This is a genomic window from Pseudarthrobacter sp. Pseusp20, assembly GCF_059492155.1.
The window spans coordinates 4,341,694-4,353,882 of the sequence record NZ_CP168521.1 but is presented as its reverse complement, the minus strand read 5'-3'; the positions used below and the strand labels follow the sequence as shown (position 1 = coordinate 4,353,882).

12 protein-coding genes are annotated in these 12,189 nt (G+C 67.0%); 4 read left to right on the top strand and 8 right to left on the bottom strand.

The genetic code is table 11. From position 1 onward, the window contains the following. Nucleotides 1–27: 27 nt before the first annotated feature. From ACEN9K_RS20225 to ACEN9K_RS20215, 3 genes are all read left to right on the top strand, one after another. Nucleotides 28–999: a DnaJ C-terminal domain-containing protein gene (locus ACEN9K_RS20225; protein WP_026265889.1), complete on the top strand. Its 972-nt coding sequence runs from the start codon at nt 28–30 to the stop codon at nt 997–999. Nucleotides 1,000–1,014: 15 nt separating this feature from the next. After that, nucleotides 1,015–1,440 carry a heat shock protein transcriptional repressor HspR gene (locus ACEN9K_RS20220; RefSeq protein WP_018770007.1) on the top strand — a complete coding sequence of 142 codons (426 nt, stop codon included), beginning with the start codon at nt 1,015–1,017 and terminating at the stop codon, nt 1,438–1,440. A gap of 216 nt (nt 1,441–1,656) precedes the next feature. Next, nucleotides 1,657–2,043, top strand: coding sequence for a hypothetical protein (locus ACEN9K_RS20215; RefSeq protein ID WP_018770008.1), 387 nt, complete (start codon nt 1,657–1,659; stop codon nt 2,041–2,043). 61 nt (nt 2,044–2,104) lie between these two features. Here ACEN9K_RS20215 and ACEN9K_RS20210 read toward each other — a convergent pair whose 3' ends face one another. Further along, the gene (locus ACEN9K_RS20210) at nt 2,105–3,514 is read right to left on the bottom strand and encodes an aldehyde dehydrogenase family protein (protein WP_134165025.1); all 1,410 of its coding nucleotides are present in this window, start codon (nt 3,512–3,514) and stop codon (nt 2,105–2,107) included. Between the two features lie 344 nt (nt 3,515–3,858). Here ACEN9K_RS20210 and ACEN9K_RS20205 point away from each other — a divergent pair, with 344 nt between their 5' ends. Beyond that, nucleotides 3,859–4,095 (top strand): hypothetical protein, encoded by a 237-nt coding sequence (locus ACEN9K_RS20205; protein ID WP_495634941.1) that lies wholly within the window; start codon nt 3,859–3,861, stop codon nt 4,093–4,095. A 61-nt stretch (nt 4,096–4,156) separates the two neighbouring features. On the opposite strand, the gene ACEN9K_RS20200 is transcribed toward ACEN9K_RS20205, so the two are convergent. From ACEN9K_RS20200 to ACEN9K_RS20170, 7 genes are all read right to left on the bottom strand, one after another. Beyond that, nucleotides 4,157–5,659: an NAD-dependent succinate-semialdehyde dehydrogenase gene (locus ACEN9K_RS20200; protein WP_495634940.1), complete on the bottom strand. Its 1,503-nt coding sequence runs from the start codon at nt 5,657–5,659 to the stop codon at nt 4,157–4,159. Nucleotides 5,660–5,682: 23 nt separating this feature from the next. Continuing rightward, nucleotides 5,683–6,504, bottom strand: coding sequence for an HpcH/HpaI aldolase family protein (locus ACEN9K_RS20195; protein ID WP_478222767.1), 822 nt, complete (start codon nt 6,502–6,504; stop codon nt 5,683–5,685). Beyond that, nucleotides 6,489–7,274 carry a 2-oxo-hept-4-ene-1,7-dioate hydratase gene (hpaH, locus tag ACEN9K_RS20190; RefSeq protein WP_495634939.1) on the bottom strand — a complete coding sequence of 262 codons (786 nt, stop codon included), beginning with the start codon at nt 7,272–7,274 and terminating at the stop codon, nt 6,489–6,491. Before hpaH ends, ACEN9K_RS20195 begins: the two co-directional genes overlap by 16 nt. 2 nt (nt 7,275–7,276) lie before the next feature. Further along, on the bottom strand, nt 7,277–8,362 hold the full coding sequence (gene hpaD, locus ACEN9K_RS20185) for a 3,4-dihydroxyphenylacetate 2,3-dioxygenase (protein ID WP_495634938.1): 1,086 nt from the start codon (nt 8,360–8,362) through the stop codon (nt 7,277–7,279). Nucleotides 8,363–8,462: 100 nt separating this feature from the next. Continuing rightward, nucleotides 8,463–9,974, bottom strand: coding sequence for a 5-carboxymethyl-2-hydroxymuconate semialdehyde dehydrogenase (hpaE, locus tag ACEN9K_RS20180; protein ID WP_495634937.1), 1,512 nt, complete (start codon nt 9,972–9,974; stop codon nt 8,463–8,465). A 64-nt stretch (nt 9,975–10,038) separates the two neighbouring features. Continuing rightward, a complete protein-coding gene (locus tag ACEN9K_RS20175) occupies nt 10,039–10,713 on the bottom strand; it encodes a GntR family transcriptional regulator (RefSeq protein ID WP_018770016.1) in 675 nt (224 codons plus the stop codon). Beyond that, nucleotides 10,706–12,169 (bottom strand): fumarylacetoacetate hydrolase family protein, encoded by a 1,464-nt coding sequence (locus ACEN9K_RS20170; protein ID WP_056391897.1) that lies wholly within the window; start codon nt 12,167–12,169, stop codon nt 10,706–10,708. The genes ACEN9K_RS20175 and ACEN9K_RS20170 overlap by 8 nt, the downstream gene beginning before the upstream one ends. Nucleotides 12,170–12,189: the final 20 nt, after the last annotated feature.

Here is a 12,189-nt window from a genome sequence, read left to right as displayed (position 1 = left end):
GCTTTTGTACTTTGAAAGGAAACGCCATTGGCTAGCCAGGATTGGGTGGACAAGGACTTTTACAAGATCCTTGGTGTTGCCAAGGACGCTTCCGACGCCGACATCAAGAAGGCCTACCGGAAGCTTGCGCGGCAGCACCACCCTGATACGAATGCGGGGAACGCCGCTTCCGAGAGGAAGTTCAAGGACATCTCCGAGGCTTATTCGGTGCTTTCGGATCCGGATGAGCGCCAGCAGTATGACGCCATCCGGGCCATGGGCAGCGGGGCCCGCTTTGCTCCCGGCGGCGCCGGCGCCCCCAACGGCGGGTTCGAGGACATGTTCGGCGGCCTGTTCACCGGCAATACCGGACGGCACGCCGGTGGTTTCAATCCCTCCGCCGGCGGCATCCCGCCCGAGTTCGCCGACCTCTTCGGCGGCTTCGGCGGCGCCCCCGGATTCCAGCGTGCCCCGCAGAAGGGCGCCGACCGGACCGCGTCGACCAGCATCTCCTTTGCCGGCTCCATCCGCGGCACCACCATCGGCCTGCGTGAACCCAGCGGCGAGGTCATCGATGTCCGGGTTCCCGCGGGTATCAAGGACGGCCAGAAGGTCCGCGTGCGTGGCAAGGGCCAGCCCGGTCCTGCCGGCAATGGTGACCTGGTGGTCTCAGTGTCGGTCCAGCCACATGCGTTTTACACGCGCGACGGCGACAACCTCCGGATCCACGTCCCCGTCACCTTCCCGGAGGCTGCTTTGGGCGCGGACATCGAAGTTCCCACCATCGACGGCGACAAGGTCAAGGTCCGCGTCCCGGCAGGCACGCCGTCCGGCCGTACCCTGCGGGTCAAGGGCAAAGGCGTCAAGACGCCCAAGGCCACCGGCGACCTGCTGGTGACGATCGACGTCGCGGTTCCCAAGAATCTCAACAAGGACGCCGAAGCTGCGGTCAAGGCGTTCGCCGAGGCCACGTCGTCGGCGGACGTTCGCGAGGGCCTGGCAGCCAAGGCCCGGCTCTAGGCGCGGAGGTGAGCCGTGGACATCAATGCTGACCAGCCGATCTTTGTGATTTCGGTGGCGGCAGAGCTGGCGGACATGCACCCCCAGACCCTGCGGCAGTACGACAGGCTTGGCATCGTCAAGCCCAGCCGTGCCCCCGGAAAGTCCCGGCGCTATTCGCAGCGTGACGTGAACATGCTGCGGGAAGTGCAGCGGCTGTCGCACGAAGGTGTGTCGCTGGAGGGGATCAAGCGCATCCTGGAACTCGAAAACCAGGTGGCAGCCCTCCAGAGCCGGATCGCTGAACTCACCGAGGAACTCGGGCGGCGGCCGCGTTCCGTGGATTCGCGCATCTTCGCCGCCGGCGCCGCGGGCGATGTGGTGAGCCTGGCCCGTGGCCAGCGCCCCCGGCCCCGGTCACAGGCGGTCATGCTGTGGCGGCCCCGGGCGATCGGACAATAAGTGCGATCGGACAATAACGGGATGCCGGAGAGCAGGTAGCGTTTCCCGGTGCCCCGGACAAATATGAGTACCCGCTACTCGTGACGGAAAAGCCCCCTGGAATTTGAATGGAACCATCGCCGGATCAGCGGCGATGGTTCCGCAATTTCTGGGGGTTTTCGTGTTTAAGGTTCTCAGCGAAGCTGCTTCAACCCGGGTCCGGCCATGAGCCCGGGGATGGAATCCGTGGCCGCGTTCAGCAGCTCCTTGCCGGGGCAGATCCTGCTGGCCATCGGGCAGACCATTGTTGTGGTCTGCGTCTGCTTTGACATGGTCCGTGAATTGTCCGTCCCGCGGTCCCACCGGCGTTACGTGGCCAGCACCGTCTTCCGTACCCTGGCGATCCCGTCGATCGTGGCCAATGCCATGACCGTCTTCATCGCCCTGGTGGTGTCCTCCTGGGTGGACGTGGTGATGGGCATGTTTGTCCTGGTGGCCATTGTTTTCCGGTTCCACCACAACCAGGACGAGGACAACTGGTGGAAGGGCAAGGGCAAGAAACTTGCCCGGTGGGCCCGCCGGCAGTTCGCCGGCCGGACGTCCACGGCCCCGGCCATGGGGTAGCGCCGCGAAGCCCCGGGAGCCCGGCGCCGGCAACCTTGCGTGCCGGGCTCCCGCGTCAACATCAGCCGTTGATCACCTGCGGTACGCCCAGGGCCTTGAGGCCCTCCACGCCGAATTCCACGCCGTAGCCGGACTGCTTGGCGCCGCCGAACGGGATGCGCGGGTCCACGGCGCCGTGCCGGTTGATCCACACGGTTCCGGCCTGGATGCGGGCCGCGACCTCCCGGGCTGCTTCCAGGTTGGGGGACCAGACGGAGGCGCCCAGGCCGACGTCGAGCCCGTTCGCCTTTTCCACCGCCTCGTCGATGCTGCTGTAGCGGATGATCGGCAGGGCGGGGCCGAACTGTTCCTCGGCCACCAGCGGGTTGTCGTTGTCGATGTCCGCCACCAGGGTGGTGGGGTAGAAGTAGCCGGGCTGGCTGGTATCCGGGTTCCCGCCCAGCAGGACGCGTGCCCCGGAAGCCTTGGCCGCCTCCACGAGGGTGGCCACGACGTCGTACTGCGCCTTGTTCTGCAGCGGTCCCAGCACGTTGTTCTCGTCCAGGCCGTTGCCCATGGGCATCTGCTTGGCGACCGCCACGAGCTCGTCACAAACGTCGTCGTAGATGTCGTCGTGGACGTAGAGGCGCTTGAGCGCGGCGCAGGTCTGGCCGGTGTTGAGGAAGGCGCCCCAGAAGATGTCCGTGGCAATGGCCTTGGGGTCGGCGTCGGGCAGGACAATACCGGCGTCGTTGCCCCCAAGTTCCAGGGTGAGCCGCTTGACGGTGTCGGCGGAGGACTTGATGATGGCGCGGCCGCCGGCGGTGGAGCCGGTGAACATGATCTTGCCGATCGCCGGGTGGTCGGTGAGGCGGGCGCCCACCTCGCGGCCGCAGGACACCACGGACAGGATGCCTTCGGGGAGTTCCTCGTTGAGGACCTTGACCAGCGCCAGCACGGAGAGCGGAGTGTTGCCGGAGGGCTTGACGACGACGGTGTTGCCCATGCGCAGGGCCGGCGCCAGCTGCCAGACGGCGATCATCATGGGCCAGTTCCACGGGCCGATCGCCCCGACCACGCCGATGGGCCGGTAATGCAGCTCAGCGCGGGTCTCACCGTCGTCCACGATGGTTTCCGGTTCCAGCGGCAGGCCGGCCGTGGCGCGGAGCCAGGCGACGCAGGCGCCCACTTCGAAGCGGGCGTTGGGGCCGTTCAGCGGTTTGCCCTGCTCGCGGGAGAGCAGCTGGGCGAGTTCCTCGGCGGAGCGTTCGACGGCGTCGGCTGCCTTGAGCAGCGCGGCGGACCTTGCGTCGTGGCCCAGGGCAGCCCAGGCTGGCTGCGCGGCCACGGCTGCGGCCACGGCGCTTTCCAGGTAATCGAGGCTGTGGACGGGGGCTTCGCCTACCGGTTCGCCCGTGGCCGGATTGAGGATGGTCCGGCCAGTGCCGGCAGCGGGGGCAATGGAGGCAAGAAGTGCATCGTACGTTTCCAAGGGATACTCCACATCGAGTAGGCGAGGACGCCAGCCGGTCGGCGTAGCGGGTTACTCCCCAGTTTGGGTGAGTGCCCGCCCCCGCTCTTGTGTTTGTGCGCAGGACTGTTGGCGGAGAGGGAACGGCGTAAAAATCAGCCCGCCTTATTGTGAACTTGTCAGATTAAGCCTTAGGGTGGGGATCAGGCCGGCGAAGCCCTCGAGAACCGCCGGGTAACTCCTCCCCGGATCCAGGCAAACGACCCCGTCAAACGCCCAGCAGCGGTACCGCGGCCCTTATTGCGCCACGGCGCACAGGTGCTGGGTTTTGCGTCGTCGACGCCCCCGACAAGCAGGAGAACACCATGACCGTAGAGTCCGAGCTCACTGAAGCGCCCGCAACAGCACCTACCGACATCTCCCGAGGGGGCCGCTACGTTACGTTGCCACCCGGATCGGAGGGATCGCCGAAGCTTGAGGGCAGCTACGTCACGGTGCCCGGAGCCCTTCCCGGACATGGCAACAGGGCCCAGGGCACGTACGTGACACTTCCCGCGGCGCCGGCGGGGGCGACCGAGATCAGCTACACCCGCGTCGGCTGACCCGCGTCAAGAAGCACCTGCCACCCTTTCGACCAGGGCGGCAGGTGCTTCTTCCCCGCGGTTACCCGGCGTAGGGATCGGCGATGCCGATGTATTGGGTGGTGGTGTATTCGGCGATGCCTTCGGAGCCGCCTTCGCGGCCCAGGCCGGATTGCTTGACGCCGCCGAAGGGTGCGGCGGCGTTGGAGATGACGCCGGCGTTGAACCCGACCATGCCGAATTCGATCTGTTCGGCCACGCGCAGGAGGCGGTTGAAGTCGCGGCTGTAGAGGTAGGACGCCAGGCCGTATTCGGTGTTGTTGGCGAGCCGGATGGCGTCTTCCTCGGTGGTGAAGGTGGTCACCGGGGCTACGGGGCCGAAGATTTCCTGGCCAAGGATCGCCGCGTGGTTGGGCACGTTGGCCAGGACGGTGGGCTGGTAGAAGTAGCCCGGTCCGTCCACTGGTGCGCCGCCGGTCACGGCCACTGCTCCGGCGTCGACGGCGGCGCTCACCAGTGCATGCACCTCATCACGGGCGCCCGCGTCGATGAGGGGTCCCACCTGGGTGTCCGGATCGGTGCCGCGCCCGGTGTGCAGGGCGCCCATGGCGGCGGCGAACTTCCGGGTGAACTCCTGCGCCACGGATTCGTGGACGAGGAAGCGGTTGGCGGCGGTGCAGGCTTCGCCCATGTTCCGCATCTTGGCTGCCATGGCACCTTCGACGGCTTTGTCCAGGTCGGCGTCTTCGAAGACGATGAACGGCGCGTTCCCGCCGAGCTCCATCGAGGTGCGCAGCACGTTTTGCGCGGCGTCTGCCATGAGGCGCTTGCCGACGGGGGTGGAGCCGGTGAAGGAGACCTTCCGCAGCCTTGAGTCCTTCAGGAGCGGGCCGGAGATCCCGGACGCGGAGGAGGATGCGACGACGTTGAGGACCCCGGCGGGAAGGCCGGCGTCGAGCATGGTCTGGGCGAAGTACTGCGCCGTAAGCGGGGTGAGCTTGGCGGGTTTGAGGACCATGGTGCAGCCGGCGGCGATGGCGGGGGCGACCTTGCGGGTGGCCATGGCGAGCGGGAAGTTCCAGGGGGTGATGAGCAGGCAGGGGCCCACGGGTTTGTGCTGGACCAGGATCTTGTTCCTGCCCTCCGGGGTGGTGAGGTAGCGGCCGTAATCGCGGACGGTTTCCTCCGCGAACCAGCGCAGGAACTCCGCCCCGTAGGTGACCTCACCGCGGGCCTCGGCCAGCGGTTTGCCCATTTCCAGGGTCATCAGCAGGGCGAAGTCCTCGGCCCGCTCGGTCACCAGGTCGAAGGCCCGCCGGAGGATCTCCGCCCGGGTCCTGGGTGCGGTGCGCGCCCAGGACGCCTGCACGGCGTCGGCTGCATCGAGTGCGGCAATGGCGTCTTCGCTGGTGGCGGAGGCGAGGGTGGCGAGCACCTCCCCGGTGGCGGGGTCGTGCACATCGAACGTGCCGCCGTCGGACGCCTCGCGCCACTGACCGTTGATGAGCAGGCCGGTAGGGACGGAAGCCAGGAGCGAGGCTTCATGCTCCGGCGAAAAGGCAGGGGAGATCGCAGAAAGTGTCATGGGAAGTCCTTAGGAAGGGAAGGTCAGTAGCTGGCGGGGGTGTCGCCGTCGGCGTGGGGAATGTACTTTGCTGCGAGGGCCTCGGAACCGCGGGCGAGGAGTGCGACGTCGGCGCCCACCAGGATGAAGTCCGCGCCGTTGGCGAGGTAGTGCTCGGCCGTGGCGGGAGCGAAGGCGTTGACGCCCCCGGGTTTCCCGGCCGCCTTGGCAACGGACAGGCAGTGTTCGACGGCGGCGCGCACCTCGGGGTGTTCCTGCTGTCCCAGCAGGCCCATGGAAGCGGCGAGGTCGGAGGGGCCCACGAAGATGGCGTCCACACCGTCCACTTTGAGGATGTCCTCCACAGCCTCGACGGCCGCCGTCGATTCAATCTGGACGGTGACGCTGATGGTCTCGCTGGCCCGGGCGAGGTAGTCCGGAACCCGGTTCCAGCGTGCGGCGCGGGCCAGGGCCGAGCCCACGCCGCGGGCGCCGTGGGGCGGATAGCGGGTGGCAGCAACCGCCGCCTCCGCTTCCGCCACCGAATTCACCATGGGGATCAGCAGGTTCTGAACCCCCAGGTCCAGGTACTGCTTGATCACCACCGTGTCATTCACCGGCGGCCGGACCACGGTGTGGACCGGGTAGCCATGGATGGCCTGGAGCTGGGCGAGGATGGACTCGAGGCCGTTGGGGCTGTGCTCCGCGTCCACCAGCAGCCAGTCCAGCCCTGCCCCCGCGCAGAGTTCGGCGACCAGCGGGCTGCCGGAGCACACCCACATCCCGGCGAGCGGGCGGCCTGCCTTTCCCTTTTGCTTTTGCGCAGCCAGGGCGGAGCGGAAGGTGTCTTCTATTCGAAACGGCATGTCACAGCTCCCAGGGGTCCGTAGTCGGCGTGGACGGTGTCGCCCTTGTACACCCACAGTGGGCGGGTGAACGAGCCGGCCAGGATGATGTCGCCTGCCTTGAGCGCGTCGCCGTGGGCGGCGATCTTGTTGGCCAGCCAGTGCACGCCGTTGGCGGGATGGTCCAGCACGCCCGCGGCCACGCCGGTTTCCTCCACGGTCTGGTTCTTGTAGAGGATGGCGGAGACCCAGCGCAGGTCAACCGCGTCCGGCTTGACCGGGTTGCCGCCGATCACCATGGCGCCCATGGCGGCGTTGTCCGAGATGGTGTCCACGATGGTCCGGCCCTCCATCTCGATCCGGGAGTCCAGGATTTCGAGGGCCGGAACCACGTAGTCGGTGGCCTTCAGGACATCGAAGATGGTCACGCCCGGGCCCTTGAGTCCGTCCCTGAGGACGAACGCCAGCTCCACCTCCACGCGCGGGTGGGTGTACTGGTCCCACCGAACGGAGCAGCCGGTCTCCAGCACCATGTCATCGAAGATGGCGCCGTAGTCCGGTTCGGTGATGCCGGTGGCGGCCTGCATGGCCTTGGACGTGAGGCCGATCTTGCGCCCCACCAGGGTCCGGCCGGCGTCCTCGTTGCGGCGCCGCCACAGCTGCTGCACCGCGTAGGAATCCTCCACCGTCATCTCCGGGTACCGGGCGGTCAGGCGGGGGACAGGGGTGCGGGTCCGGCCGGCTTCCACCAGCTCGTCCGCGATGGCCTCAATCGTCGTGCGCTCCAGCATGGCTAGACCTGGACTCCCAGCTTGAAGCCCGTCCGGTCGCCTTCGGGCGAGCCGTCCTTGCGGGTGTAGGAGAAGCCGTCGGCACCCACCGTGACCGCCATCTCGGACTTTTCCTCGCGGACGATGACCGGCTGCGGGTTGCCGTCCAGGTCCAGGACCAGGGAGGCCTCGGTGTACCAGGAGGGGACCACGGGGTTGCCCCACCAGTCGCGGCGCTGGTTGTCGTGGACGTCCCAGGTGATGGTGGGGTTGTCCGGGTCGCCGGTGTAGTAGTCCTGGGTGTAGATCTCAATGCGGTGGCCGTCCGGGTCCAGGATGTAGAGGTAGAACGCGTTGGACACGCCGTGGCGGCCGGGGCCGCGTTCGATCCGGTCGCTGATGCGCAGGGCGCCCATCTTGTCGCAGATCTGGATGATGTTGTGCTTCTCGTGCGTGGCGAACGCGACGTGGTGCATGCGGGGGCCGTTGCCGCCGGTCAGGGCGGTGTCATGGACGGTCTGCTTGCGGTGCATCCAGGCGGCGTAGGTGACGCCGTCGGCATCCTTGATGTCCTCGGAGACGCGGAAGCCCAGGTCCTCCAGGTACTTGCGGCCGCGCGGGACGTCCGGGGTGACTTGGTTGAAGTGGTCCAGGCGGACCAGTTCACCGGCGGAGTAGAGGTCGTAGCGCTGGGTGAGCCGCTCCACGTGCTCCACGTCGTAGAAGAACTCGTACGGGAAGCCCAGCGGGTCCTCCACGCGGACGGAGTCGCCGATGCCTTTGGTGAAGCCTTCCTTGCGGCGCTCCACCCGGCAGCCGAGCTCCTTGTAGTAGGCCTCGGCGGCATCCACCTCCGCAGGGGACTTCACCCGGTAGGCGAAGGCGGCGACGGCGGCGATGGGTCCCTTGCGGAGCACCAGGTTGTGGTGGATGAATTCCTCCAGGGAGCGCAGGTAGATCGCGTTCTCGTCCTCCTCGGTGACGTGCAGGCCCAGGACGTCGACGTAGAACTCGCGGGACCTGGCGAGGTCGGTGACCACGATCTCCATGTAGGCGCAGCGGACGATGTCCGGTGCCGGGACGCTGGGGGTGGGAACGAAGTTGGTCATGATGGTCTCTCTTCTTTGAAAGGGGGCTTCTTCCCCAACTGACTGGCAGTAGTTGTCGTTTTGAGGCCTCAAAACGACAACAAGTGCGAGCTGGTTGGGTTCAGGCGCCGAATTTGGGGGTGTGGACATTGCCGAGCGTGATGTGCACGGCCTGCTGGTCGGTGTAGAAGTCGATGGAGCGGTAGCCGCCCTCGTGGCCCAGGCCGGAGGCCTTGACGCCGCCAAACGGGGTGCGCAGGTCGCGGACGTTGTGGCTGTTCAGCCACACCATGCCGGCCTCGACGTTCTGCGAGAAGTTGTGGGCCCGGGTCAGGTTCTGGGTCCAGATGTAGGCGGCCAGGCCGTACTTGGTGTTGTTCGCCAGGGCGAGGGCCTCGTCGTCGTTCTCGAACGGGGTGATGGCCACGACGGGTCCGAAGATTTCCTCCTGGAAGATCCGGGCGTCGGGCGCGACGTCGGCGAACACCGTGGGTGCGATGTAGTTGCCTTCGGGCAGGTGGCCGGGGCGGCCGCCGCCGGCCAGGAGCCGGCCTTCGGACTTTCCAATCTCCACGTAGGAGGCCACCTTGTCGTAGTGCTCGGGGTGGACCAGGGCCCCCACTTCGGTCTTGGGGTCATGGGGGTCACCCACCACGATGTTCTTTGCCCGGGCGGCGTACTTTTCGCAGAATTCGTCGTAGATGGCGCGCTCCACCAGGATGCGTGAGCCGGCGGTGCAGCGCTCCCCGTTGAGGGAGAAGACCCCGAACAGGGCGGAGTCGATGGCGGCGTCCACGTCGGCGTCGGCGAACACGACGCAGGGGGATTTGCCGCCGAGCTCCATGGACAGGCCCTTGAGGTTGGCCGCGGCGTTGCGGAAGATCGTCTGGCCGGTGGTGGTCTCGCCGGTGAAGGAGATCAGCGGGACGTCCGGGTGCTTGACCAGGGCGTCGCCGGCCTCCTCGCCCAGGCCGTTGACCAGGTTGAAGACGCCGTCCGGCAGCCCTGCATCCTTGAAGATGGTGGCCCACAGGGAGGCGGACAGCGGGGTGAATTCGGCGGGCTTGAGGACCACGGTGTTGCCGGTGGCCAGCGCCGGGGCGAGCTTCCACGACTCCAGCATGAACGGGGTGTTCCACGGCGTAATCAGGCCGGCGACGCCGATGGGCTTGCGGTTGACGTAGTTGATCTGGGAGCCGGGGACCTTCATGGCGTCGTCGAACTGGGCCACGATCAGGTCGGCGAAGAACCGGAAGTTCTCCGCAGCGCGGAGGGCCTGGCCCTTGGCCTGGGTGATCGGCAGGCCGGTGTCGAACGTTTCGAGTTCGGCGAGCCGGGCTTCCTGGGCCTCGACGGCGTCGGCAATCCGGTTCAGGACACGGGCGCGTTCACGGGGCTTCATCCGGGGCCACGGGCCGTTCACGAATGCTTCACGGGCGGCCGCGACGGCGAGGTCGATGTCTTCCTTCTGGCCGGCCGCGGCGGTGGCGTAGTTGCGGTTGGACACCGGGTCCAGGACATCGAAGGTCTTGCCGGAGATTGAGTCCACGAACTGGCCGTTGATGTAGTGCTGGATGTGGCTGGGCAGGTCATCCGGAACGTAGTGCTTGGTGGTTTCTACTGAGGTCGTCATCGTTGAAGTCCTAACTGTGGTCTCTTCGTACAAGTGGTCGCGTCGTACAACTGGTCTTTTCGTACTAATTGGTTTGGGCGAGGTAAGCGTCCAGGGTCGCCGTGCGGTGCCGGCGGGCTGCCTTCTCGATGTCGTCGGCATCGGCGCCGGACTCGATCAGCTTCAGGAGTTCCTCATGTTCTTCCACCGAGTCGCGGGCCCGGCCGGGGACGAAGCGGAAGGTGGAGGACCTGAGTGCGGCCAGCCGGTTCCAGCCGCGGTGTACCAGGTCCAGGATGTGCGGGTTGGGGCAGTGTTCGAACAGGACGCTGTGGAAGTCCTGGTTGAGCTGGGTGAAGCGCACCGGATCGAAGTGCTCCAGGCACTGGCGCATTTCCTGGTTCACGGCACGGGCCCGGGCAATGGCCTGGCCGTCGATCAGCGGTGCGGAGAGTGCCGTGGCGGCACCTTCCACGATGCTGAGGGTCTGCATGGTGTAGAGGTATTCGGTGGGGTCGATGCCTGCAACCGTGGCGCCGACGTTCCGTTCAAACGTCACCAGTCCCTCGGCTTCAAGCCTGCGGATCGCTTCCCGGACCGGAACCACGCTGAAGCCCAGGTCCTTCGCTATGGCACCCAGGACCAGCCGGTAGCCGGGAGTGTAGGTGCCTTCCACGATCCGTGCCTTGACGGCCTGGTACGCCTGTTGGGACTTGCTGCCGGGAGTGGCTGCCACGCCGGCCACGGCGGTTTCAGTCATGGCGGTTGCCTGCCCATTCCTTGTACCGGGCCTGCCATTCGGCGTTCATCGGGTAGAGGCCGTCCACGCTGTTGCCCTGCTTGACCATCTCGAAGATGAAGGTTTCCTCCTTTTCCTGCTGGATGCAGTCCTCAACGAGTTCTTCGGCGATGGCGGGCGGGATGACCAGGATGCCGTCGGAGTCGGCCACGATGATGTCGCCGGGCTGGACGGTGGCTCCGCCGCAGGCGATGGTGATGTCCGTGTCCCACGGGATGTGCCGGCGGCCCAGCACGGCGGGGTGCGGGTTGGCGAAGTACGTGGGCATTTCCAGGCCGGCCACCGCGGTATAGTCGCGGACGCCGCCGTCGGTGATGATCGCTGCCGCGCCGCGGACCTGGGCGCGCAGGGCCAGGATGTCGCCCACGGTGCCGGTGCCCTTTTCGCCGCGGGCTTCCATGACCAGGATTTCGCCTTCGTTGACGGAATCGATGGCGCGTTTCTGGGCGTTGAAGCCGCCGCCATGGGTCTTGAAGAGGTCTTCCCGGTTGGGCACGTAGCGCAGGGTCCGGGCCAGTCCCACCACGCGCCGGTCCGGGCGGGTGGCCTGGAGGCCGTCGATGCTGACGTTGTTAAGGCCGCGCTTGCGCATCTGGGATGACAGGGTGGCGGTGGCGACCGACTCGAGCTTGGCTTTCAGTTCCGGGGTGAGGGCGCTGTCAGGAGCAGGGAGCCCTGCGGCTTCGCGGGATCCGTAGGCCTCCTCCCGCTGCAGGTCGTCAACCTTGGGCTGGGCACCAAAGTCCGCGAACGCCGTCGTGCCTTGCTCAACGGTGGTGACCAGGCGTCCGGTGGTGAGGGTGCCATCAATCGTGCCCGCCTCAACCTCCAGGACGTCGCCCGGTGCGGCCACGGAGGCGCCGGCAGGGGTGCCGGTGAGGATGATGTCGCCCTCCTCGAGGGTGAGGAGCTGGGACAGGTCCGCCACCAGCCGGGCGAAGGGGAAGAGCAGGTCAGCGGTTGTGTCGTCCTGGACCAGTTCACCGTTGTGCCAGGTCCGGATGCGAAGTTTGGAAGGGTCGACGGCGTCTGCCGGAAGAAGTGCCGGGCCCACAGGGGTGAACCCGTCCCCGCCCTTGGACCGGAGGTTGGAGCCCTTGTCCGCGTAGCGCAGGTCGTACACGCCGAGGTCGTTGCTGGCGGTGACGGCGGCAACGTGGCTCCAGGCCTCCTCGACCGTGACGCGGCGGGCGGCCTTGCCGATGATGAGCGCAATCTCGCCTTCGTAGCCGAGCAGTTCGCAGCCGGCCGGGCGCTCCACGGGGCTTCCGCTGAGCGCCAGCGAGCTGGAAGGCTTGAGGAAGTAGGACGGTTGGGCCGGGGTGCGGCCACGCTGGGCGGCCCGGCTGGGGTAGTTGATGTGCACCGCGACCACCTTGCGTGCTGCTGCCAGGGTGTCGCCGTTGACCTGCTCCAAAACGTCTCCTCATCAGGTAC